The sequence below is a fragment of the Streptomyces sp. NPDC056161 genome (genome assembly GCF_042268025.1).
In the GTDB taxonomy this organism is placed as follows: domain Bacteria; phylum Actinomycetota; class Actinomycetes; order Streptomycetales; family Streptomycetaceae; genus Streptomyces.
Genome location: NZ_JBHJUV010000005.1, coordinates 215122 through 238187 on the forward strand (window position 1 = coordinate 215122; position 23066 = coordinate 238187).

A 23066-nucleotide genomic window follows, 5' to 3' on the forward strand; every position below is an offset into this window, starting at 1 on the left:
CGCCCGCCCGCCGCGGTGACCGCGGCGGGGAGCCGGTCCGGCGGACCCGGCGACCAGGAGGGTGCGGAGGACGATCCACACGATCCACTCCTCGTCCGCACCGGGAGGTGCAGGAACGGTGCTCGTCCGAGCCGCCGCGGCGACCGGTCCGGCACGCGCTGGACCGGCACGGGACGCGCCCCCTCCCTCTGCCGGACCCGAAGTGGCACTCATGAGTGCCACTCAAGACATATGAAAGTGTTATCGTGACACTTAAGGATGTCAAATCGGGGATCGGGAGTGGGCCGCCATGGAGACCGGGCCGGCACAGGGGCCGACGGGGACACAGACGACCCTCCAGCGCCAGAAGCGCCAGGTCACGGTCGACGCACTCGTCCACGCGGCTCAGCGCGGGCTGACCGAGTACGGCTTCGACGTCACCGTCGACGACATCGCGGCCCTGGCCGACGTGGGGCGGCGCACGGTGTTCCGGCACTTCGCCACCCGCGACGACCTTCTGCTCGCAGCCCTGGCCGCCAGCACCGAAGACCACCTGCGCGGCATTCCCCGGTACCCCGGCGGCGACTGGGAGGCGTGGCTCGCCGAGGTGACGGCCGTGATGCATCGGGTGGCGGCCGACGCGGGCCGGCTCAGCTGGGAGGCCAGAACCCGACGCCTGCCGCCGCGGCTCGCGGCATCCGTCGCCGAGAACCGGGGCGCCATCGAGCGCGTGCACGCGGGCATCGCGGCCACCCTGTGGGAGGCCGCGGGCGGCCGGGGAGCGGCACCGGAACGACTACGGCAGATCATGGCCGTGCATCTGAGCCCCTTGTTCACCCACACCGTCGTCCACGAGGCCGGCGGGACCGCCGAACTCGCCGCCGAACTGGCGGCGAACGCGATCGTCACCGCCGTACACCGGCTGCTCGCCGACCGGACCACATCGACCTGAACGGCATTCCCCACCGCACCGGCCCGCGCCCACGAGACCGTGACCGGCCAAGGGGACGCCGGTCGCGGCCCCGTCGGCACGGCGTTCGCGGTGTGCGACGGGCTAACCGCGGCCGGAGTGGCGCGGCGGTCGTACGGAACCGCCGTCCTGGAGGCGGACCGGCCCGGGGCCCTGCGGGCCGAGGGCGTCGTCGGGATTGAGGAGCAGGCACGCCTTCATCGACAGACACCCGCACCCTATGCAGCCCGTCAGTTCGTGCTCCAGGTTCTCGATGGCCCGGCGGCGCTCCTCCAACTGGCCTTTCCAGGCAAGGGAGACGCGCTGCCAGTCCTGATGGGTCGGGGCGCGGTCGCCGGGGAGCGTGGTGAACACGGCCGCGACGTCGGCCAGGGGGATGCCGAGGCGTTTGGCCACGATGATCAGTGAGATGCGGCGCAGCATGTGGCGGGGGTACAGGCGCTGGTTGCCGCCGTCGCGCTCGGAGAAGATCAGGCCCTTGCGCTCGTAGAAGTGCAGGGCGGAGGCGGACACGCCGGTCCGATGGACGACTTCGCCGATGGTGAGGTGGTCCTCCGGGCTGGTGCGCAACGCGACCTCCTGGTTCCAGTATGACCTCGTTCAGGCCGTCCGCCGGGGGCGACGGCCCGCGACGAGGACCACGACGACGGCCGACAGCACCAGGCACAGCACACCGATGCCGAGCTGGGTCAGGTGCCACGCCCGGGTGAACGCCGCCAGTTCTGACCCCCGGTCGGCAGCGGTGAGCCGTCCGGAACTGACGGCCGCGGCCTGGCCGCTGTCTCCCAGGCGGCTGGTGAGGAAACCGAGCAGCGCGGCGCCGAACGCGGCGATCACCATGGCCTCGGCAGCGCCGCGCAGCGTGTTGAGGAAGCCCGCCGCCATGCCGACGGAATCGGCAGGGACGAGGGACATGGCCTGACCGTCGGTGATGCCGAAGGACATGCCCATGCCGACCCCGATCATCAGCAGCGGGAGCGCGGCGATCACGACAGTGCCCCGGGGACCCAGTGTCACGAGGCAGAGGTTGCCCGCGGCGACCAGGAGCAGAGCCAGGACGATCAGCAGGCGTGCCGGGACTCCTTTGGCGACGAGGGTCACCGCGGCCATGGGCATGACCAGCACGGGAGCGGTCAGCAACAGCATCGCCGCGCCCGCCGCGGCTGGGGTGAGGCCGGCGGCGGACTGGAGGTACGTCGGCAGGAAGACCAGCACTCCCAGGAACCCGATCGAGGTCGTCAGGGTGGCCAGGCTCCATCCCAGGAACCCGCGGTTCGCGACCAGCGCCGGGTCCAGGACCGGCGAGGCGCTGCGGCGCTGCACGGCGGCGAAGGCGATGAGCGCCACGAGTCCGCCGCCGGCCGTGCCGACCACGGCAGGGTCGGTCCAGCCGAGGGAGGGCGCCTCCAGCAGGGCGAACATCAGCAGGGCGAGAGCGGCCACGAACAGGACGCTGCCCACCCAGTCGGTCCGCCCCGCGGCGGACCGGGACTCGCGGACCCGCGTCCCGCCGAGCGCCACGAGCAGCGCGATGACGGTGAACACCGCGAAGCTGCCCCGCCAGCCCGTCGCCGAGATCAGCAGACCGGACAGGGTCGGACCGACGGCGATGCCGACCCCCGCCATGGTGCCCATCAGGGCGAACGCCCGGTTGCGGGCGGCTCCTTGGTAACCGGAGGCGAGGAGGGCACCGCCCGCCGCCATGATCCCGGCGCCGCCCGCGCCGGAAACTATGCGCGCGGTGTCGGTGAGCACGATCGACGGGCTCACCGCGGTGGCGAGGAACCCGGCCGAGAAGATCAGTGCCGAGACGACGAAGGTCCTGCGGCGGCCCACCCGGTCCGCGGTCGAGCCGGCGACCAGCGTCATCGCGGCGAACGCCAGGTTGTAGCCGGCCACGACCCAGTTCAGGGCCGGGCCGGAGGCGTTCAGCTCACGCCCGATCTCCGGCAGGGCCACGGCCGTGCCGGAGATCGACATGGCCACCAGCACCACTCCGGCCAGGACCACCGGAAGGGTCAGCGGCGACGGCCGGGCCGCGGCCGGGGCCTTCGCGCCCTCTGCTGTTGTGGATTCCACGTTGTCCGCTCGCTCTCCTCGACGGGACGGGTCGTCGAGAAGCCCACCAGCTCAACCGCGGTTGAGGGCAAGTGACCAGGTGGGGTTGGTGTCCGGTGACACGGGTGCCGGGCGTGCGGCTCCCGGTCCGGCACCGCCGCCGGGTCGGCACCGGTCCCGGCCCGGCGTTCGCTGTCCCGCGGACCGTCCGCCGACACGGACGAGGACCCCGGCCCGCCGCGCTCAAGCAGCCGGGTCGGGCGGGGCGAGCACACGTGGCCGCAGGCCGAGCGAGCGGATGTGCCGGGCGATCTCGGACAGCGGAGCCACCCAGGTGTCCCCGCTGTCCACGGCCCGCGCGATCAGTTCGTCCAGGGCGGCGGCGCGGGAGGGGCGACCGGACAGGAACGGGTGCGAGGTCATGACGAAGCAACCTCCCTCCCGGCGCATCGCCTCGAACTCCAGGGTCCAGATCTCCAGCGCCTTGCGAGGGCTCTCGATGAGGCCGCTGCCGGAGATCCCGGGCAGGTAGCAGTACTGCTCCCAGTCGTCGAGGGCCCACTGGACGGGAATCTCGACCAGGGACGACGGACCGCCGGGCACGGCGAGTTCGTAGGGGACGTCGGCGTCCATCAGACTGCTGTCGTACAGGAAGCCGCGTTCGGCCAGCAGGCGTGGGGAGTGGTAGCTGAGTTCCCACATCGGTGCCCGGTAGCCCACCGGCCGCACCCCGGCCACCGCCTCCAGGGCGTCCAGGCCGCGGTCGAGGTGGCCGGCCTCGGTCCCGGCGTCCACCCCGGCCGGCGGCTCGTGCAGATAGCCGTGGTGGGCGATCTCGTGACCGCCGTCGACGATGGCGCGCACGGTGTCCGGGTAGCGGCGGGCGGTGAAGCCCGGCACGAAGAAGGTGCCGCGCACTCCCCGCCGGTCCAGGATGCGCAGCAGTCGCGGGACGCCGACCAGCGGCCCGTAGGACTGGTGGGACATCACGGACATGCGGTGTGCCGCCTGGGGATGCTCGTGCAGCACCGCGGATTCCGCGTCGACGTCGAAGCTGAAACAGGCGGCCGCGCGCCGGCCCCGCGGCCACACGACCGGCTGTGCGGGCTGAGGTGTCATCAGGACCCTTTCGTGCACAGGGAGACGAACTCGTAGGCGATGTTGGCCGCGGCGACGCTGGTGATGTCGGCGTGGTCGTAGGCGGGGGAGACCTCGACGACGTCCGCCCCGACGAGATCGAGGCCCTTGAACCCGCGGAGGATGCCGAGCAGTTCCCGGCTGGTCATGCCGCCGGCCTCGGGGGTACCGGTCGCCGGCGCATGGGCGGGATCCAGTACGTCGATGTCGACGGAGACGTACAGCGGGGCGTCGCCGATCCGCTGCCGCAGCCGGTCGACGACCTCACGCACCGTCAGCGTGTCGAGGTCGGCGCAGTGCACGATCGTGAAGCCCAGCTCCGCGTCGTCCGCGAGATCCTGGGGGTCGTAGAGGGAGCCGCGGATGCCGACGTGCGCGCTCGATCCGGGCAGGAACAGCCCTTCCTCCGCGGCCCGCCGGAACGGGGTCCCGTGGGTCAGGGGCGCGTCGAAGTAGGTGTCCCAGGTGTCGAGATGGGCGTCGAAGTGCACCAGGGCCACCGGCCCGTGCACCCGGTTCATCGCCCGCAGCAGCGGATACGCGATGGTGTGGTCGCCGCCGAGGGTGACCAGCCGCTGCCCGTCGCGGATCAGGGCGTGGGCGGCTTCCTCGATCTCCTTGCCGGCCTGCGCGATGTCGAACGGGTTGCACGGCAGGTCGCCTGCGTCGACGACCTGCTGGTCGCTGAACGGCATCACGTCGAGCCGCGGGTTGTAGGGACGCAGCAGCCGGGACGCCTCGCGGATCGCGGAGGGCCCGAAGCGGGCTCCGGGCCGGAACGTCACGCCGCTGTCGAACGGCACCCCGACGACGGCCACGTCGTGGCGCGGTACGTCCTGGATGCGGGGCAGCCGGGCGAAGGTGGTCAGGCCCGCGTAGCGGGGGCTGGACTGGCCGTCGGTCTGGCCGACGGGTGCGGTCGTGCGCTCGTCGGGGTCGTTCAGACGCGGCATCGGGTGGTTCCTCCGTTGATCTGGATGGTCTGGCCCACGAAGGAGCCGATGCGGAAGTCGGCGAGCAGGGCCACCGCGGAGGCGATCTCCTCCGGGCGGCCGATCCGGCCGAGCGGAATGCCGTCCGCGTAGCGCCGGTGCATGGCGTCCAGGGGCAGTCCGGCGGCCCGCGCGTCGACCTGGAGCTGCGGGGTGTCGACGACGCCCGGTGCGACGGCGTTGACGACGATGCCCTCCGGTGCCAGCTCCCGGCCCAGGCTCTTGACGAGGGAGATCAGCCCGGCCTTGGAGGCGGCGTAGGCGCCTGCCTCGGGCCAGCCGGTGACGCCCCATTCGGAGGCGAGCACGACGATCCGGCCCCGGCCGCGGCGGCGCATGCCGGGCAGCACGGCCTGTACGAGGTGGAAGGTGCCGCTGAGGTTGGTGTCGACGACCCGCCACCAGTCGTCCTCGTCGTGCCCGGTGAAACCGCCCATGGTCATGTAGGCCGCGTTGCACACCAGGACGTCGATGTCACCGATCTCCCGGTGCAGCCCGTCGACCAGGGCGCGTACCTCCTCCCGGTCGGCCATGTCGGCGGGAGCGGGCACGCCGCCCGTCGCGGCGGCGACGGCGTCCAGGGCGGCCGTGCGCACCCGGTCGTTGACGGCGACGCGGGCTCCCGCCTCGGCCAGGCGGACGGCGACGGCCTGCCCGATCCCCTGTGCCGCTCCGGTGACCAGGGCGGTCGCGCCCGCCAGGGTTCGTGTCGGGTTTCCCATGGTCAGATCACGGCTCCACTGTTGGGGGAGAGGACTTCACCGGTGCAGAACGTGCCCTCCTCAAGGAGGAACCGCACCGTGGCGGCGACCTCGTCGGGACGCCCGAGCCGCCGGGCCGGCAGAGTCGCCAGGTACTCCGGTGCCCGCCAGGGCGAGTCGGCGGCGAGCAGCGGGGTGTCGGTCGGGCCGGGGGCGACCGCGTTGACGCGGACTTCGCGGGCGGCGAACTCGGCCGCCAGGCTGCGGACGAGCCCGATGACCGCGCCCTTGGCGGCGGCGTAGTGCGCCTCGCCCTCGCCGCCGCCGATCGCCAGCTCGGACGTGATCGCGACGACACTGCCGCCACCGCGTTCGGCCATCGAAGGCAGCACCGCCCGCGCGGTGTTGGCCAGCCCGCCGAGATGCACCCGCAGCATCCGCGTCCACTGCTCGGGGGTGATCTCGGCGACCGGTGCGGACGCGTAGTGACCGGCCGCGCTCACCAGCGCGTCGATGGGACCCAGTGCCGCTTCCGCGCGGCCCACCGCGGTGCGCACGGAATCCGCGTCCGCGACGTCGGCGGCGAGCATCAGGGCGGTCGCCGCGTCCCGCGGCGGGCGGAGGTCCAGGCCGGCGACGGCCCATCCGGCCGCGCCGAGTTCCGCCGCGATGCTCTGGCCTATGCCGCTGCCCGCGCCGGTGACGAGGGCCACTCGCTGCGAGGTGCGCGTGCTCATGCTGATCCCTTTCGCACGTCTCCCGGTACTCCCGGGCTGGTGACCGGCTGTGTGGAGGCGGCCGGGGCCGCCCCGGGACCGTCCGCGTGGAGGCGGTCGGCCAGAGGTTGCTTGATCTGCTTGCGGACGAAGGCGAAGACGAGGGCACCGGCGACCGCGAGCAGCGCGGTCGTGAGGATCATGCTCCACCGCAGGTACCAGGTGTCGCCCATGGACGAGCGCGGCCAGGCGATGTTGACGGTCTGGGCGACCGCCCACAGGGCGGCGAGCAGGGTCACCGGGGTGCCCCAGCGGCCGAGGCTGAAGGCCCCGGGCCGCCATTTCCCGCGCAGCCGGGCGATGGCCGCGCCCACGACGGGAACACCGAAGGCGATCTGGAAGCCCATGGTGGTGAAGTTCACCAGCACCCCGTAGAGGCTGGAGCCGGCGAGCAGGACGAGCACGGCGGCGACGACGCCGGTCAGCGCGATGGCGTTCACCGGGAGTCTTTCGGGACCGGCCAGCTTCGCCAGCTTCTTCGAACCCGGCAGGGCGTCGTCCCGGGCCGAACCCCAAAGACAGCGCGAGACGGCCGCCTGGACGGCGAGGAAGCTGGACAGGAACCCGATCACGAACAGCACCAGCAGCGGGCGGGCGATCACCGATCCGAGCTGGCTGACCAGCGTCCGGGTCACCGGGTCGCCGGTCTTGGCCGCCATGACGTGCTGGAGGTCGGGGATGGCGAGCACCAGGGCGACGCTGGAGTACATCACGATCGCCGCCACACACAGCAGCGACAGGATGATCGCCTTGGGCACGTTGCGCTCCGGCTCCTCCACCTCCTCGGCGATGGAGCCCGCCGCCTCGAAGCCCACGAACGACCACCCGACGTAGGCGGTGGCGACCAGCAGCGGCCCGCCCAGCCAGGAGCCGGTGCTTTGGGTGCCGAAGCCGTCGACGAGCACGTGCAGCGGATTGACCCGGTGGAACAGCAGCAAAATGGTGCTCAGGCCCACCGAGCCGACGACCTCGCAGACGATGCTGGCCACGACCATCACCTTCAGGACCCTGCGGCCCACCATGTTGGCGACGCTCCCCACGGCCAGGATCGCTATCGCCGCGCCGACGGTCACCGTGCGTCCGGGGTCGTCCACCCCGAGCGCAGGCAACAGGAAGCCGGCTGCCCCGTACGCCAGGGTGGACAGGGCGATCGTGAGCCCCCAGGCGTACGCCCAGGCGGCCACCCACCCCCACGAGGTGCCCCGCACGTGCCGGGCCCACTGGTAGACGCTTCCCGCGTACGGCCACCGCGAGGAGAGCTCACCGAAGACACATGCCACGAGCAACTGTCCGACCAGCACGATCGGGAAGGCCCACACGAAGGCCGGGCCCGCCGAGAACAGCCCCAGGGTGAAGATCGCGTACAGCGCGACGATGGGGGACACGTCCGCGAAGGCCAGGGAGAAGGCCGAACGCAGGCTGAACCCCCGGTTGAGGCGGCTCTCGCCCCCGTAGTCCGTCGTCGCTCCGGCGCCCGCTGTCCGGGACGCAGCCGGATGCTCGGTCATCCGCCGTCTCCTTGCCTGCCCCGTCCAGGGGGCCTCACGTCACTGTCCGTCCATCCGGGAGGCCGGACTGCAGGGAGTCTGCGGCGCGGCAGGCGGAAGCTCCACCGCGCGAAAACCACAATCGCAGATTGCCATTTGAGTGATCGCACAACACAATCACTGGGAACACACAAACCCTACGGAGGAGCCGTGCGTGCCACCGTCGCAGACGTGCTGAACCTGCCCCACCTGCGTCTCGTCCTCTTCGCCGGTGCGTCGGGCCTGGACAGAACCGTCTCCTGGGCCCACGCCTCCGATCTCGACAGCCCGTGGGACTGGATGGCGGGCGGCGAACTGCTGATGCGCAACGGGCGCACGCTCCCGGCGGACGGCGCCGCCCAGGCCGCCCTGCTGCACAGCTGTGCCGACGCCGGCGCCAGCGGCATCGTGGTCGGCGAGGACCCCCAGATGCCCGCACTGCGCGGCGCGCTGCGCGCGGCGGCGGAGGAACGGGACCTGGCCGTGCTCACCGCGTCGTACTCGGTCAGTTTCGCCGCGGTGGCGCGCGCCGTCGCCGACGCCAACTCGGGCGAGGACTCCGCGCGCTTCGGCCAGATCGAACGGATCTACGGCGCACTGAGGGACACCCTGGGCGGCCGGACCGGTGACTCACCCATCGCCCGGCTGGGCCGTGATCTCGGCTGCCTTCTGCTGCTGCTCGACACCTCCACCGGCCACCCCGTCGACCCGACGGCCCCGGAACCGGACCCCGCGCTGCGCGAGGCGCTGCTCGCCGGCGTCGGCGCACACGACGGCCGGATCCCCGGAGTGCTGCACCTCCAGCCGGCCGGCCGCGCCACGGCACTGGCGGTGGAGGTCCCCGCCGCGGAACCCGCGGTCCTCGTCGCTGTGGACCTGCCCGGCATGGACACCTCTCTGCTGCACCACCTGGCCACCGCCGCCGCCGTGGAAACCGCCCACCAGGCGATGGTCCGGGAACACGAGCGCCGCCTGGGCGCCGAACTCCTCGCCCATCTCTTCGACACCCGCATCGACGGCCCCACCGCCCGCCGGGAACTGGCGGCCACCGGACTCGACTGCGCCCACGCCCTCGTCGTGGCCGCACACCACGACGACGGCCCCGGACAGCGGGACCTCCATCTGACGCTGAGCCGCCGCCGCATCCCCCACCTGCTCCTCAAACGCGGCGACCTGTTCCTCGCCCTGCTCCGCGACGACCCGCGCGATCTCGCCGCCCTGCACCACAGGCTCGGACCGCGGACGGCACTCGGCGTGAGCACCACGGTCGGCAGCCCCGAGCGGATCCCCGCGGCCCGGCGCGAGGCGGTGTGGGCGCTGTCCCTGGCCCGCACCGCACCCGGGCGGAGGGCCCGCTACGGCGACGAGACGACCTACACGGTGCTGCGCAGCATCGAGGAGGCACAGGCGGTCGCGGACCGGGTCCTCGGCCCGTTGCTCGACTACGACGAGGCCAACGGGACCGACCTGACCGGTTCGCTGGAGACCTTCCTGCGGCACCGCCGGTCGTGGCAGCGGACAGCGGCCGCCCTGAACGTGCACAAGCAGACGGTGATGTACCGGATGCAGCGAGTGGAACAGCTCACCGGCCGCCTGCTCGCCGAGACCGCCGACCTCACCGAACTGTGGATCGCCTTCCAGGCCAGGGCTCTGCTCTCCGGCACCGCGACGTCCTGATCCGGTGCCCGGTCTACTTCAGCCCGCTGAGCATGACGCCGCGGATGTAGTACTTCTGCAGCAGCAGGAAGAAGACCAGGACCGGAAGGACGCTCAGGACCAGTCCGGCCATGACGACGGGCAGTGTGCGGGTCGGGTCGACGTAGTCCTGAAGGAGCTGGATGCCGACCGGCAGGGTCATCACCTCCGGGTCGGCGGTCGAGACGAGCAGTGCCCAGATGTACTCGTTCCAGGCGTCGACGAAGGTCAGCAGCCCGAGCGTCACCACCACCGGCCTGGTCTGCGGCACCACGATCCGCCACCACACGGCGAACTCGCCGGCCCCGTCGAGTCGCGCGGCCTCGATGACCTCGTCCGGGATCGACACCATGAACTGGCGCATCAGGAAGATCCCGAAGCCGTTGACGAGGAACGGCATGGCGAGCGCCGCGATGCTGACGGTCAGACCCGCCCCGCCGCGCCCGAACAGGTCGTTGCCGCCCGCCAGCGGCCAGTGCACCAGGATCAGGAAGTGCGGGACGAAGAACAGGAACGGCGGGAACATCATCGTCGACAGCACGAGACGGAAGACCAGGTCCCGGCCGGGGAAGCGGAGTTTGGCGAGCGCGTAGCCGGCGAGTGACGACGTGAGCAGCACCGATCCGGTGATCACGGCGGTGGCGACGACGCTGTTGCGAAAGAGCACCGGCAGGTCGAGCTGGTCGATCGCCGCCCGGTAGTTGGACAGGTCGAACGCCTCGGGCAGGAACCGGTAGGGCAGCGTGCCCGCTTCGCCGGGCCCCTTGAAGGACGTCATCACCATGTCGAGGAACGGCACCACCGTGAGGACGGCGCCGGTCACGACGACCAGATACGACAGCCACGGGAAACGGCGGCGGTTCACGCGTCCTCCCCCTTGCGCCGGAAGAACCACAACTGCGCCAGGGTGACCACGAGGACCACCAGGAACAGCACGAAGGCGGCGGCGCTCGCGGTGCCCCAGTCGCCGTACGAGAACGCCTGCCGGTACATCTCCAGCGCGGCCACGTTCGTCGCGTCACCCGGTCCGCCCCTGGTCATCACGATGATCAGCGCGAAGGACTGGAGCCCGGTGAGGAACTGGGTGACGCACACGAACAGCAGGGACGGCCGCAGCAGCGGCAGCGTGATCTTCCAGAAGACGGTGACGGGCCCGGCGCCGTCGAGCGCGGCTGCCTCGTAGTACGACTCGGGAACGGACTTCAGCCCGGCCGTCAGGACGAGGATCGCCGAGCCGACCGAGGCCCATGCCTGGACGACCACCACCGAGGGCAGCGCGGTGTCCGGGTCCTGGAGGAACGCCACCGAGCCGAGTCCGAGGGCGTTGAGCACGCCGTTGACCAGGCCGCCCGGCTCGTACATGTACTTCCAGACGTTGCCGACGGCGACGACGGTCGTCACGATCGGCAGGAAGTACAGGGTGCGCCACAACCCCTGGAACCGCAGTCTGTCGATGCAGACGGCCACGAGCACCGAGCCGGCCAGGGTGAGGGCCACGGTGCCCAGGGCGAACAGCAGCGTGTTGGTGAGGATCGGCGTCAGGAACGTCGACCCGTCCGCGAAGAGACCGGCGAAGTTGTCCAGGCCGACCGGATCGATGTCACCGAGGTCGAAACCGGTCCAGCGGGACAGCGACAGCAGCAGCGCGAAGCCGAGCGGCAGGATCAGGAAGACCGCGAAGAACAGCAGTGTCGGCGCCAGGAAGAGATAGGCGACGACGGCCTGGCGGCGCCGGCGCCGGGCCGGGCCGCGGTCGTCGACGGCCGCCCCGGTGGAGCGCGGGTCGTGCGTCCGCCCGGTCGTCACCGACGTCAGCGTGTTCACCATGCGCGGGACATCTCCTGATCGACCTGGCGGCGAGTGGTGCGCAGCGCCTCGTCGACCGACTGCTGACCGGTCCACAACGCCTCGATGTTCTTGCGCAGCAGCGACTTGGCCTGCTGCGCGCCCGGCCCGTTCGGCTCCGGCACCGCGTACTCCAGGGCGTCCAGGAAGGGGCGCAGATTGGGGTCGCCGCCGCCCGCGCTCAGGAGCGTGCGCATGTCGTCGGCACGGCCGGTCATGGAACCGGCCGACACCTGGAGCGAACTCATCCGGGTTGCCGCCGCCCCCTTCCGGGCGCTTTGCACCCCCACCTTCTCGGTGTTGAGCCAGCGCAGGAACTCCCATGCCTCGCGGGGGTGTTCGCTGGCCGCGTTGACCCCCAGCATGAAGCCGGTGGCGAGGGTGGCCCGCGCGTCGGCCAGGTCGGGGAGGGGCAGCGGCGCGACGCCGACGTCACGGTAGTCGTTGCCCATCAGGGCCTTCAGGCTCCCGGTCCACCAGCCCGCGCTGACCACCATGGCCACCTGCCCGGACGGGAACGCCTTGTAGACATTGACGCCGGGGGCGCTCGCGCCGTTGGCGACGAGCCGGTGCTCCAGGTCGAACACGGCCCGGCCGGCCGCGGAGTCGATGGTGGTGCTCCTGCCGTCCGCGGAGACGAACGTCCCGCCGGCGGCGCCCAGCAGGGCGAGGGTCTGGCCGACGGTGGTGGAGTCGTCGATGGTCGACAGCCCGAACCCCTGGACCAGCGTGTTGCCGTACCGGTCCCGTTCGGTGGTGCGGTAGGCCGTCTCCTCCAGCTCCCGCCAGGTGCGCGGAGGGCCGTCGACGCCGGCCTCACGCAGCAGTCGCCTGTTGTAGTACAGGGCGTACGTCTGCACCTCGGTGGGGTAGCCGTAGACCGTGCCCCGCACCGACGAGGAGCGGGCCGCGGCTCCGCCGTAGCGGCGCGTGATCTCCTCGGCGTGCTCGGCCGGAGCGGGGCGCAGGACACCGGCCCGGACGAGCTGGCCGTTCCACAGGCAGTACGGGTGGAGGATGTCGGTGCCCTGGCCCGCGGCCTGCCGGACCATGAACGTGGTCAGCAGGTCGGTGAACTCGACGGCTTTCGTCTCGACCCTGACCCGGTCGTGCGTGGCGTTCCACTCGTCGACCGGGCCCTGCAGCGCCGCCTTGAGCGCTCCGCTCGCATAGTGGGACAGCAGGGTGAGGACGATCGGATCACCGGGGCGCCCGGTGCCCCGGTGGGGCGCGGCGCAGCCGGCCGCGAGCAGCGCCGAGGGCAGCGCGAGCGAGAAGTGACGGCGGCTCAGTCCGCCGGTGCGGCGGGACGACGTCATCGGGGGGTCTCCCGGCGCAGCACGCGGAACAACCGGGTCGTGGTGAAACCGGCCGTGCGGTACAGCCGGCCCGCCGGGGACCGCTCGCCGGTCCACAGGAACCACGCGGAGTGCGCACCGTGCGCCCGCATCCGCTCCAGCACCAGGTGGAGCAGGACCTTGCCGAGTCCGGCGCCACGCAGCTCCGGCAGCACGCCGAACGGGCCGAACCGCTCGTCCACGGACCCGTACGCGCCGTGCATCGCCCAGCCGGCCAGGCGGCCCGCGGGGTCCCGGGCGACGACGATCCGGTCGAGCGGCGTGCCCGCGGCCAGGCACTCCCGGATCGCGCGCGCCCAGTCCGGGCTGAACCGCTGCCCGGCGAGCGCCAGCAGTTCCACCAGGTCGTCGTCGGCCGGGGTGGCGAACCGGTGGCCCCGCGCCGTCAGTTCGTCGAAGCGGCGCGCGACGTCGTCCGGGAGGCGGTAGCCGACCAGGCACCGGTCCATCGCCGCCGCCTCGTACAGCGTGCGAAAGCCCAGGGACTCAAGGAGCCCGGCTGCTTCCGGGTACGCCGCTCCGTCCAGGCCGGGCAGGACGTAGTTCGGGGTGTACGAGGAGAAGTCGACCCGGGTACGGCCGTGGCCGTGCAGCCAGTCGAGGGCGTCGGTCAGCAGTTCGCGGCCGAGGCCGCGCCCGCGGGCGGCCGGGTCGACGAAGAAGAACGGGATCCAGCCCTGCTCCGGTTCCAGGTCGGTGCCGGACATCGGTGTCAGTCGGCGCACCGCGTAGGCGGCGCCGACGACACGGTCGCCGTCGACCGCGATCCGCAGTCCTTCAGGGTCGAAGTTGGCGTCGAGCAGGACCGTCGAGCGGAAGCGGTCCGGGGTGACCGGGTCGGCGGGCGCGGCGCGGCACCACGCCGCCACCAGCTGCGGGCCGTCGCCCGCACGAAAGCCACGCGTCCTGGCCCGGGTCTTCGTCGTGCGATCGGTCATCGACGGGTCTGTCCTTCCCTGCGCGGGTCACCGCCAAGTCAGCGCCACCGCATGCCTTTTGGGGACAGGGGCGAGTCGTCGCGCCGCGGGGTTGGTTCACCGCCGCTGAGACCGCCCGCACGGAGATAGGGGCGGGCCCGGGTATCGGCACGCGCGCGCACGTACGGCACCCGGACCTGTCGTCGCTCCGGCCGGTTCCGTACGGCCCGGTCCCGGGGCCCAACGGCTTCCCGGTCGGCACCGCGAATCGGGCGTCCGCGCTCATCCCTTGCCCCCGTCTGCCGGTGACCTCTCGAAGCAGTGGTAGCAAATTTAGTTGTATGTCCGGTAATTGTGCAATGATCTGCCGGTGTCACCCGCCGGGAGAGCCGTAAGAATCTCCGTGTGCCGGCCGGAGCGGCGTGGCGGCGGGAATGCCTTCGAAGGTCATTCACCGGACGGCGTTCAGAGGCTTTGGCGGTTGCCTCTTTCGGGTCAGGTGTCCGGGATCCGACGGAGTGTCAGATCACTAAAAATGACAATTGCGCACTATCTTCCACGGTTGACGGGCCTGACAGCCCTGCCCTGCCGGTCCCAGCGCGCCACGCACACGGACCGGGGTCCGTCATGTCCGGCCCGCCCGGTTTCGGCCCGCCCGAGGACCGTCCGCCGAGAGAGAGACTGTCATGCGCCCAATGTCCAAGGTGGCTCGGCTCCTGGTTGCCTTGGCGCTTGCCATGACCTGGCTGTCCGGCTGTGACGCGGCCCAGTCCGAACGGACGGGAGCCGATGTGTCGCCGGCCGGGGAGCACACCAGGGGCGCCGACCTCCAGAACCCCCCGGAGGTGGTGAGCCGGAACGGAGTGCTGCGGACCACCCTCGTGGTGGAACGGCGCAAGGTGTGGGTGGGCGACCGGAAGCTGTGGGCGCTGACCTACAACGGCCGCTACATGCCGCCCACGCTCCGGGTCCGGCCGGGCGACCGCATCGAGCTGGCCATGGTGAACCGCGTCGGGAAGAAGTGGCAGGGCGTCACACCGGACACCAACCTGCACACACACGGGCTGCACGTGTCCCCGCGCCCGCCGGCCGACGACATCTTCCTCTCCATCAAGCCCAACACGACCTACAACTACGCCTACCAGCTGCCGCGGGACATCACGCCGGGCACGTACTGGTACCACTCGCACATCGACATGTACTCGGCCCCGCAAGTGGCCGGTGGTGAATCGGGCCTCATCATCGTCGACGGGCTGCGGACGTACCTGCCGCCCTCCCTGCGCGACATCACGGAGCGCGTGGTCGCCCTGAAGGACAATCAGATCCAGGGCGACGAGATCCATGTCTATCCGCTGAAGATCCAGCCCCCGACCAACCGCACGGTCAACGGCCAGCAGAATCCCGTGATCCGGATCCGTCCGGGGGAGACCCAGCTGTGGCGGCTCGCCAACATCGGCGCCAACATCTACTACAAGCTGCACCTCAAGGGGACCACCTTCCACGTGATCGCGCAGGACGGTTATCCCGTCCACCGGATCTACTCCACGGACACGCTGATCATCCCGGCCGCCGCCCGGTACGACGTGCTGGTGCAGGGAGGTGAGGCGGGCACCGCCCAACTGGAGACGCAGCCGTTCTACACCGGGCCGGCGGGCAACAGCTTCCCGCAGGTGAACCTGGCGACGGTCGCCACCGGCGGTTCTCCGGTGGCGCGGGCCGCTCTCCCGTCCCTCTTCGGGCCCCTCGACGACCTCACCCACGCCCGGATCGCCGACCGCAAGACGATGGTGTACACGGAGCAACAGAACCCTGACAAGTACTACATCAACGGCAAGTACTACGACCCGAACCGCATTGACTTCGTCTCCCGGCTCAACACCGTCGAGGAGTGGACCGTCACCAACGACACGCAGGAGGACCACTCCTTCCACGTCCACACCAACCAGTTCCAGGTGATGTCCCTCAACGGAAAGCCCGTGGACCCCGCCTACGCCTGGCACGAGACGGTCAACATCCTGCGCGGACAGAAGCTCGTCCTGCGGATCCGGTTCAAGGACTTCACCGGGCGGACCGTGCTGCACTGCCACCTCCTCAACCACGAGGACATGGGGATGATGTCGGTCCTGGACATCGTCGACGGCGGCACGGGTCCTGGAAAGGGCGACGAGAAGTGATCGCGGGCCCCGGATCGGCCGGGTGCCGTTCAGGGGCCGTGGGCCGGGGCCGCGAACCCGGTCCGTCGGCGGACACCGTCCCGAGGGCCGCCGTCCGCAGGAGGAGTCGCGGACGCGTCGGGACGGCGGTGGCGTGCCCGCGGGCGGGCGGCGTCGCCCGGGTCCGCTCCGCCTCGGCGTGGCCTGCCCGACCCGCGGCGGACGAGGACGTTGCGGAACGCGGCTGCCACGAACGCGCCCACCAGGGGTGCCAGCAGGTAGACCCAGAGGAAGTCCAGCCGCCCGGCGGTGAGGGCCGGTCCGAACTGGCGGGCCGGGTTGACCGACCCACCGGTCGTGGTCCCCAGCAGGGCGATCGCCGCCCCGATCAGGAGCCCGACGAGCCAGGGGACCAGCCGGACCAGTCCGGGCACCGCGAGGAACACCCCGACGAGCAGAACGATGATCCCCATCGAGGCGGCCTCGCCGGCGAACAGCGCTCCGGAGGACCAGCCGGGCCCGGGTTGCAACGCGGCGTCGCCGACCGGCTGTCTGCCCAGGGCCGGGCCCCATACGGCGCGCCCCGCCAGCGTGCCGAGGAGGGATCCGGCGAGCTGCGCCACGCTGTACGGGACGACCGCCGCACCGGGAAAGAGGCCGAAGCGCCACATGGCGAGCGAGATGGCCGGATTGATGTGCCCACCTGACGCCTTTCCGGCCGGGCTGAGGATCAGCAGCGCGAGCAGCACCCCGACACACGCGCCGATGACGAGCAGTTCCTGGTGGATCCGGGGGATCGCCGCCGACACGGGCGACGGGCCCGCGACCCAGCGCACGATCGTGGTCACGCCGAAGAGGAGCACCGTCGCCAGCAGGCACTCCAAGGCACTGCCCCGTGCCACCGTTCGCCAGGTGAGCGCGGTGGCGGGGGCGGTGCGGTCCGGTGAACCGTTCGGTCCGGGGGTCAGGCTCATGAGGGCGGGTTCCGGGGTGGGTCCTCCAGCGCGGATGTCACGAGGAGTCGGCTTCAGGGGCAGATGACGACGCGGCCACGGATCCCGTTCTCCACCGCGAGGTAGGCGTCCTGGCCGTGCTCCAGGCCGTAGCGGCCGGTGATGGGCGGCGGGGTGAACTGTCCGGATTCGAAGAAGGGTGTGAGCCGTTGGAGCCGTGCGCCCGACTCGACGACGTCGTAGCGTGCGCTGTTGCAGCCGAGGACACGGCTCTCGTTGCGGTACAGGGCGACCAGGTCGGTCTCGACGGTCCGGGTGCCCACGACGCTGATCACCACGAGTCGGCCGCGCGGGGCCAGGGAGGCCAGTGCGGCGGGCGTGGTGACACCGCCGACGGCGTCGTACACCACGTCCGCGCCCCTGCCGCCGGTGCGCTGCTTGATCTGGCCGGCGATGTCCTGCGGGGCGCCGTCCAGCGCCACGAACTCGTCGATGACGGATGCGGTCGGGCTGCCGTCGGCCGGGTGGGACCGGGCCAGACCGATCACATGCGCGCCGAGGGCGTGGGCGATCTGGGCCACGGCGCGGCCGACGCCGCCGGAGACACCGAACACGGCGATGGTCTCGCCCTTGGCCAGCTGGGCGGCCTCGACGGCACCGAGCCAGCCGGTGACGAAGTTGACGCCCACGGTCGCGGCCTCCTCGAAACTCAGCCGCTCGGGCTTGCGGGCCAGCGCCGCCGCCGGAACGGTGATCGTCTCAGCGTGTGAGCCGTCGCGGGTGAAGCCGACGTCGCCTCCGGTGCCCCAGACCTCGACGCCGGCCCAGTCACGGGGGCCGTCGACGACGACGCCGGCGAAGTCGCGGCCGGGAATCCGGGGAAGGGTGGTGTCCTCGAACTGGCCGGCGATGTTCTTCAGGTCCGACGGGTTCACCGAGGCGGCCCGGACGGCCACCACGGCCTCGCCGTCCCCCGCCACGGGGTCGGGCAACTCGGCGAGCGACAGGACTCGGGGATCGCCGAAGTGATCGAAACGCAGAGCACGCATGACGGGACCTTTCTGGGCTGGGCAGGTTTTTCAGTCCGCCGTATGACGCCCCCCACACCAACCAGCATGACGCGTCCTTTTCATCGCGTCCAGCGAAAGGATTCGATGAAGAACATCTTGATTGAAGATAGTGAGGGTCTGGGGCCTACGGAGGCTTGGATTACCGCAGCCACGCCCGGTCCGGTGACGGAACCTGTGGTGCTTTTTGGCCATCCTCAGGTTCCGTCACCGCCCGACGAGGGGCCGTGCGCCCGTGCCGGGAATCGGGACTCAGGCGAAGGCCGGGTCGTACAGGCCGTACCGGCGTCCCTCCGGGTCGAAAGCGAAGCCGAAGTAGTTCTTGTAGAAGGTGAAGTGCCTGCTGAAGCCGCTGTTGATGTGCATCAGCGGCCGGGGACCGGTGTCCGGTTCGGCGTAGGTGCCGACCAGCCCGCCGAAGGTCCTCCGCCGGGAGGCGACCGCGAGGGCGTGGCTGTAGGAGGACAGGAGGTACTTGCGGAAGAACCGCTTCATCTCACCGAAGGTCACGTCGACCTCCCGATGGTCGGGGAAAGTGGTGCCCAGACCCTTTTCGAGCACGTAGACCTGGCCCTGGGTGAGATTGCGGAACGCCAGGGCCTTGCTGTCCGGAAGACCGGCGGACCGGTATTCGGGGTGGAACTCCAGCTTGGTCAGGATCTGGTGGACGGTCTCGTCGAACGCGCAACCCCAGGTCCAGTTGATGCCGTCGGGGTGATACGCCGCCTGGAAAGCGGCGAGTTCCGCGGGCTCCATGTTCGCCGCGTGGAAGTCCTTCGCACGCGGATCCTTGTCGTCGGGGTCACGGGCCATGCTGCCCATCTGGACCAGGACGGGCCGGCCTCCGGGGACGGTGGACGGCCGCTCCGCGATGCCGTCGTCATAGCTGTTGACCAGGACCGGGCCGCCGTAGAAGCCGTGTGAGACGAAGCTTAGTTCCATCAGTGTGCCGGGTGCGCGCGCCCCGATGGTCCGTACTGCCGCGTAGACGTCCGTGACCGACATGACGCCGTCCTGGCCGTCCTTGAACGCGTGGCCGTCGTACCGGGCCCGGGTGACCCGCAGGAAGGAGCGGACCGCGGCGACCGACTCGGTCCGGGTGCCGCCCGGGTAGGTGAAGGTCCGCGCGACGACCTCCCCGCTTCCGACGTCGAAGATCTGGAAGACCAGGTCCTCGCCGGCCTTGTTGGCCGCGACCAGCCGTCTGATCCGGTTCTCGCAGTAGGCCCGGAACGGAAGGTTCTTGGGCGGCAGTTCGTACCCCGCCACCAGGACGAAGTGTTTCATCCGCTCAGTCCTCGACCCACTCGCCCTGGGCGTTCTGCACCCAGCGGGGCAGTCGGTCGTCGGCGCGGAGCCGTACGAGGCTGGTGGGGATGCGTACGGTCCAGGGCTCGCCCTGGGGGATCTCGTCACCGGGCCGGTCGAGCCGTTCGGCGATCTCGTCGGCGATCGGCAGGTACAGCGGGCTCGACACGGTCGGGAGGGGGCCGCCGTTCCACAGTTCGCCGAAGTTCATGAAGTGGTCGACGGCGCCTTCGAAGCCGAGGCGGGCGGGGACCGTGACCCGGCAGTACCCGGCCTTGAGGAACTGGTTGAACAACGGATCGGGGTCGTCGTAGGCGAGGCGCTCGTCCCACTGGCTCTTGCGGCCCCAGAAGTACGGGTACGCGACCCACGTCATGTGCTCCCACTCGAAGACCTGCTCGAAGAAGCGCACGTAGGCGCCCTCCGCCGCGGCCTCGTCGACGTCGATCTGCGGGATGCCGTCGGCCCCGATGTCCAGCGCGTCGAAGAGGTCGAAGTGCTGCGCCGTCAGGATGCTCACGCAGTTCTTGCGCAGTTCGTGGGCGATCAGCTCCTGGTTGGCCTGCGGGTTGCGGCCCTCGATGCCGACACCGGCCTCCAGGGTCAGGGCGGCGAGTTTCTCCTCGTACTCGGCGAGCCGGGCGCGGTAGGCGATGGTCAGCTTGGCGTGAGTATCCGCCCGCCACTTCTCCATCGCGTGCTCGGTGCGCCTGCACTTGACCTCGACGGCCACCGCGACCTGGGAGAGGCGGAAGGTGTCGACGGCGACCGGAAGGGAACCCTGCTCCTCGTCCAGCATGGTGATCCACACCCAGCTGTCCCCCGGGCCGAACCGGTGCGTCCTGCGACCCACCGCGACGTCCAGGGAGTGCTGGCTCTCCCAGACGTCGCACAGGTAGGCCACGGACCCCTGGAACGCCTGGTAGCCCTCGTCGACGGTGATCTGGCCGGAGTGGTTGTAGTTGGTCTTGCTGTCCCCGCCGCCCGCCTTGAAGTCGAAGGACTTGGTCACGTACATCTCGGGCGGCGGGGTGACGTCCGTCGCCTGGTACGCCTGCACCCAGTAGTGGTAGTTGGTCTCGTCGACCTGGTTCGCCTGGAGGGTGAAGGACGGCGGCTTGTCCAACCGGACGGCTCCCGCGTGCGCCGACTGGAGGGTGTGGATGAGGAACGCGGCGGGTTCCGGGACCATGAAGTCGAACATGGTGCGCAGCCCGTAGTTGAACATCTGCGCCTGGTACACCTTGTTCACCCACTGGTAGACCCCGGAGATGTGCTCGATGCCGGGGTGGTTGTCCAGGGTGTGGGTGTTCTTCTCGGTGACCTCGGTGGTGACCCGCAACGAGGTGCGCTCCAGCACTCGCTCGGCGATCTTGCCGGCACTGCGCTGGGTGACGTCCTGGGAGAAGTCGGAGGCCGACTTGGTCGCTTCCTCCTTCGACCGGGAGACGGAGCCTTCGGCGGAGGCCGAGAACTCCACCGTGGGTCCGTACTTCCCGGAGACCGTCAGCCCGGCCTTCAGCGCCGCGTCCTCCTTGATGACGGCACTGGACTCCCGGCTCATCTCGAAGCGGTCGGTCGACTCCAGCTCACGCTCCTCGGAGGTGGTCGTCTCCGTCTCCCGCACGGTGATCTGCTCGGTCTCCTCCCGCCGGGTGTGCTCGCGCAGTTTGGTCTCGCCCTTGAGCACGTTCTCGATGTGGGCGATGTCCGCGCCCTCGTAGCCGATCAACTGCTGCCGGACCACGAGGAGATCGGCGACTCCGGACGGCTTCACGCTGCCCTGGGTGGCCGGAACGCGCTCACCCTCCAGCGGGATCTGCTCGATCGGATCCAGTTCGCTGACGGTGATCGCGTTCCACACCGACGGCAGCGGTGTCGAGGTGGTGACCAGCGTGCCGCCGATGCGCCGCACGCTGCGTCTGGCCGGCTTCCCGAACAGCTTCTCCAACTCGGCGGCCGTCCGGTCGACCTCGCTCTGGAGCAGGGCGACGATCCGGTCCAGCGGCTGGGCGCTCACGTCGATGCCGCGTGCCGTCAGCAGGGTCCGGGTGGCCTCCGACAACTGCTGCGCCGCGTTGGGGCCGAGCCGGAAGCTCAGCTCCTTGAGGACCGCCGGGATGAAGCCGGGGCTGCCCGCGAGCAGGTCCGGCTTGGCGCCGAAGACCTCGCCGGCGAGCTGCGCGGCCCCGGCCACGACCGTGGGCTGCGCGGGATCCGGCGGGGGCTCCTCGGCCGCGGCTTCAGCGCTGGTGCCGCCGACCGCGCCGCCGCCGGTTCCCGTACCAGCGCCCAGGGCCCGCAGGTTGGCCTCCGCGAGACGGCTGTGGAAGCTGATCTGACGGGCCAGTTCGGCGGGCGGGGTGTAGTCGGCGGGCGGCAGCACCTCCGCCGACTCGCTCTGCGCGGAGACGCTGAAGTGCTCGCCGCCCAGGCCGGTGAGTTCGCCGATCGCCGTACGCAACTGCCGGTAGACGCTGAGCAGTTGTTCCGCCCGTGCGCGCCGCACCCCGGCGGCCTCGGCCTCCTTCTCCCGCTGCCTGCGTCGGGCCTGGAGGGTGGACAGAACGGGTTCGAGCCCGGTCGCACCCGGCAGCCGCAGCGGACGCCTGCGGGCCCGCCGCAACTCCTGGGGGCCGGCCGGGAAGGCGGTGTGCGTCACGAGGCGCGAGACGATCTCCAGGTGACGCAGCCGGCGAACGAGTTCTTCCAGCGGTCTGGTGTGCTCGGCGGGCAGGTACTTGATGGCCAGCACACTGTCCCGGAGCCGGGCCACGGCATCCTTGTACGGCGCGCTCTGCACGACGTCCGCCGGGGCCACGCCGAACGCGTCCCGGACGGCGGCGATCACCGTGTCCCGCAGCGAGGGCGGTGACGGCGCGGCAGGGCCCGGACGGGTCTCGACCGCTGCCGCCGCCGCTCTCGCCGAGGCCAGGGCGGGCAGCCGGTCGAGCGTGGCCGCGAACCTGGCCGTCTCCTTGGCGAGGGGGGCCTGTTCGGGCTTCCCGACGAACAGTGGACCGGCGACGTACTCGCCGACCACCCGCCGCAGTTCGGGGCGGGGGTCCGGCGTGCTCGACGCGACGGACAGGGCCCGTTGGAAGTCGGTCTGCTGGGACAGTTCGACGCTCGGGTTCTCGGGGTCCTGCGCAATGGCGGGACGTAACAGGGCCAGACGGAAAAGAGGTTCCACGGTGCCTCCTGCGGGGGGTGTCCAGGCGCCGTTCGCAGCCCGATCCGGCGCCTTCTGGCGTACTCACTATGCGGTGGTCCACCGGGCCCAGGGCTGAAGTTCACTCTCGTGAGTGTTCCTCGGTGCCGAAGGACCGTTCTGTCTTGACAGGGGCATCTCAGTCGGTGCGTGCGCGGCCCGGCGGTGCATGCCGCCCCAGGCCGGCGCCGGAACCGCCACGGGGCCGGAACCGCCACGGGGCCGGAGCCCGCCACGCGGCCGGAGCCGGAAGAGGGGTTCGCCGCCGTCGGCCGTGACGACCCGACCGGTGACGTAGATGTGGACCATGAGGAAGAAGCGGGCCGCCCGGACGGCGGAGGCGGCAGTCTCCTCGGCGGTGCCGAAGCGGTGATCGACGTCGCCCGCGCACTCGCCGGTCTGCGCGGCGTGGACGCCGAG

General features: G+C 71.1%; 18 protein-coding genes. 3 read left to right on the forward strand and 15 right to left on the reverse strand.

What is annotated here, in order from left to right:
- The first annotated feature begins 289 nt into the window (after positions 1-289).
- Positions 290-931, forward strand: a complete 642-nt coding sequence (locus ACFC09_RS07315; RefSeq protein ID WP_376524663.1) for a TetR/AcrR family transcriptional regulator — start codon at positions 290-292, stop codon at positions 929-931.
- 102 nt (positions 932-1033) lie between these two features.
- Here the strand turns inward: ACFC09_RS07315 and soxR are convergent, their stop codons facing one another.
- The 7 genes from soxR to ACFC09_RS07350 all read right to left on the reverse strand — a co-directional run bounded on the left by soxR (position 1034) and on the right by ACFC09_RS07350 (position 8121).
- Positions 1034-1519, reverse strand: coding sequence for a redox-sensitive transcriptional activator SoxR (gene soxR, locus ACFC09_RS07320; protein WP_376524664.1), 486 nt, complete (start codon positions 1517-1519; stop codon positions 1034-1036).
- 30 nt (positions 1520-1549) lie between these two features.
- The gene (locus ACFC09_RS07325) at positions 1550-3028 is read right to left on the reverse strand and encodes an MFS transporter (protein ID WP_376524666.1); all 1479 of its coding nucleotides are present in this window, start codon (positions 3026-3028) and stop codon (positions 1550-1552) included.
- A 222-nt stretch (positions 3029-3250) separates the two neighbouring features.
- On the reverse strand, positions 3251-4126 hold the full coding sequence (locus ACFC09_RS07330) for a polysaccharide deacetylase (protein ID WP_376524667.1): 876 nt from the start codon (positions 4124-4126) through the stop codon (positions 3251-3253).
- Positions 4126-5097, reverse strand: a complete 972-nt coding sequence (speB, locus tag ACFC09_RS07335) for an agmatinase (protein ID WP_376524669.1) — start codon at positions 5095-5097, stop codon at positions 4126-4128. Before speB ends, ACFC09_RS07330 begins: the two co-directional genes overlap by 1 nt.
- Positions 5085-5858: an SDR family NAD(P)-dependent oxidoreductase gene (locus tag ACFC09_RS07340; protein ID WP_376524671.1), complete on the reverse strand. Its 774-nt coding sequence runs from the start codon at positions 5856-5858 to the stop codon at positions 5085-5087. Before ACFC09_RS07340 ends, speB begins: the two co-directional genes overlap by 13 nt.
- 2 nt (positions 5859-5860) lie before the next feature.
- The gene (locus ACFC09_RS07345; protein ID WP_376524672.1) at positions 5861-6574 is read right to left on the reverse strand and encodes an SDR family NAD(P)-dependent oxidoreductase; all 714 of its coding nucleotides are present in this window, start codon (positions 6572-6574) and stop codon (positions 5861-5863) included.
- Positions 6571-8121 (reverse strand): APC family permease, encoded by a 1551-nt coding sequence (locus ACFC09_RS07350; RefSeq protein ID WP_376524674.1) that lies wholly within the window; start codon positions 8119-8121, stop codon positions 6571-6573. The genes ACFC09_RS07345 and ACFC09_RS07350 overlap by 4 nt, the downstream gene beginning before the upstream one ends.
- Positions 8122-8310: 189 nt before the next feature.
- On the opposite strand from ACFC09_RS07350, the gene ACFC09_RS07355 reads away from it, so the two are divergent.
- On the forward strand, positions 8311-9816 hold the full coding sequence (locus ACFC09_RS07355) for a PucR family transcriptional regulator (protein WP_376524676.1): 1506 nt from the start codon (positions 8311-8313) through the stop codon (positions 9814-9816).
- A 13-nt stretch (positions 9817-9829) separates the two neighbouring features.
- On the opposite strand, the gene ACFC09_RS07360 is transcribed toward ACFC09_RS07355, so the two are convergent.
- The 4 genes from ACFC09_RS07360 to ACFC09_RS07375 are packed head-to-tail and all read right to left on the reverse strand — an operon-like array spanning position 9830 to position 13975.
- The gene (locus tag ACFC09_RS07360) at positions 9830-10699 is read right to left on the reverse strand and encodes a carbohydrate ABC transporter permease (protein ID WP_376524678.1); all 870 of its coding nucleotides are present in this window, start codon (positions 10697-10699) and stop codon (positions 9830-9832) included.
- A complete protein-coding gene (locus ACFC09_RS07365) occupies positions 10696-11661 on the reverse strand; it encodes a carbohydrate ABC transporter permease (RefSeq protein ID WP_376524679.1) in 966 nt (321 codons plus the stop codon). The genes ACFC09_RS07360 and ACFC09_RS07365 overlap by 4 nt, the downstream gene beginning before the upstream one ends.
- Entirely contained in the window at positions 11655-12998 is a 1344-nt protein-coding gene (locus tag ACFC09_RS07370; protein WP_376524681.1) for an ABC transporter substrate-binding protein, read from the reverse strand. The genes ACFC09_RS07365 and ACFC09_RS07370 overlap by 7 nt, the downstream gene beginning before the upstream one ends.
- Complete coding sequence (locus ACFC09_RS07375) at positions 12995-13975, reverse strand: GNAT family N-acetyltransferase (protein ID WP_376524682.1); 981 nt, start codon at positions 13973-13975, stop codon at positions 12995-12997. Before ACFC09_RS07375 ends, ACFC09_RS07370 begins: the two co-directional genes overlap by 4 nt.
- A 674-nt stretch (positions 13976-14649) precedes the next feature.
- Here ACFC09_RS07375 and ACFC09_RS07380 point away from each other — a divergent pair.
- The gene (locus tag ACFC09_RS07380; RefSeq protein ID WP_376524684.1) at positions 14650-16128 is read left to right on the forward strand and encodes a multicopper oxidase family protein; all 1479 of its coding nucleotides are present in this window, start codon (positions 14650-14652) and stop codon (positions 16126-16128) included.
- Positions 16129-16157: 29 nt separating this feature from the next.
- On the opposite strand, the gene ACFC09_RS07385 is transcribed toward ACFC09_RS07380, so the two are convergent.
- The 4 genes from ACFC09_RS07385 to ACFC09_RS07400 all read right to left on the reverse strand — a co-directional run bounded on the left by ACFC09_RS07385 (position 16158) and on the right by ACFC09_RS07400 (position 22628).
- A complete protein-coding gene (locus tag ACFC09_RS07385) occupies positions 16158-17081 on the reverse strand; it encodes an MIP/aquaporin family protein (protein ID WP_376524686.1) in 924 nt (307 codons plus the stop codon).
- Between the two features lie 53 nt (positions 17082-17134).
- Positions 17135-18109 carry a zinc-binding alcohol dehydrogenase family protein gene (locus tag ACFC09_RS07390; RefSeq protein ID WP_376524688.1) on the reverse strand — a complete coding sequence of 325 codons (975 nt, stop codon included), beginning with the start codon at positions 18107-18109 and terminating at the stop codon, positions 17135-17137.
- A 270-nt stretch (positions 18110-18379) separates the two neighbouring features.
- Positions 18380-19414 carry a hypothetical protein gene (locus ACFC09_RS07395; RefSeq protein ID WP_376524689.1) on the reverse strand — a complete coding sequence of 345 codons (1035 nt, stop codon included), beginning with the start codon at positions 19412-19414 and terminating at the stop codon, positions 18380-18382.
- A gap of 4 nt (positions 19415-19418) precedes the next feature.
- Complete coding sequence (locus ACFC09_RS07400; protein ID WP_376524690.1) at positions 19419-22628, reverse strand: hypothetical protein; 3210 nt, start codon at positions 22626-22628, stop codon at positions 19419-19421.
- Positions 22629-23066 lie beyond the last annotated feature (438 nt).

Coding starts and splice junctions, on each gene's coding strand:
- ACFC09_RS07370 (WP_376524681.1), bottom strand. CDS start 12,998: ATGACGTCGTCCCGCCGCACCGGCGGACTGAGCCGCCGTCACTTCTCG.
- ACFC09_RS07375 (WP_376524682.1), bottom strand. CDS start 13,975: ATGACCGATCGCACGACGAAGACCCGGGCCAGGACGCGTGGCTTTCGT.
- ACFC09_RS07365 (WP_376524679.1), bottom strand. CDS start 11,661: ATGGTGAACACGCTGACGTCGGTGACGACCGGGCGGACGCACGACCCG.
- ACFC09_RS07350 (WP_376524674.1), bottom strand. CDS start 8,121: ATGACCGAGCATCCGGCTGCGTCCCGGACAGCGGGCGCCGGAGCGACG.
- ACFC09_RS07330 (WP_376524667.1), bottom strand. CDS start 4,126: ATGACACCTCAGCCCGCACAGCCGGTCGTGTGGCCGCGGGGCCGGCGC.
- speB (WP_376524669.1), bottom strand. CDS start 5,097: ATGCCGCGTCTGAACGACCCCGACGAGCGCACGACCGCACCCGTCGGC.
- ACFC09_RS07345 (WP_376524672.1), bottom strand. CDS start 6,574: ATGAGCACGCGCACCTCGCAGCGAGTGGCCCTCGTCACCGGCGCGGGC.
- ACFC09_RS07340 (WP_376524671.1), bottom strand. CDS start 5,858: ATGGGAAACCCGACACGAACCCTGGCGGGCGCGACCGCCCTGGTCACC.
- ACFC09_RS07380 (WP_376524684.1), top strand. CDS start 14,650: ATGTCCAAGGTGGCTCGGCTCCTGGTTGCCTTGGCGCTTGCCATGACC.
- ACFC09_RS07395 (WP_376524689.1), bottom strand. CDS start 19,414: ATGAAACACTTCGTCCTGGTGGCGGGGTACGAACTGCCGCCCAAGAAC.
- ACFC09_RS07390 (WP_376524688.1), bottom strand. CDS start 18,109: ATGCGTGCTCTGCGTTTCGATCACTTCGGCGATCCCCGAGTCCTGTCG.
- ACFC09_RS07385 (WP_376524686.1), bottom strand. CDS start 17,081: ATGAGCCTGACCCCCGGACCGAACGGTTCACCGGACCGCACCGCCCCC.
- ACFC09_RS07315 (WP_376524663.1), top strand. CDS start 290: ATGGAGACCGGGCCGGCACAGGGGCCGACGGGGACACAGACGACCCTC.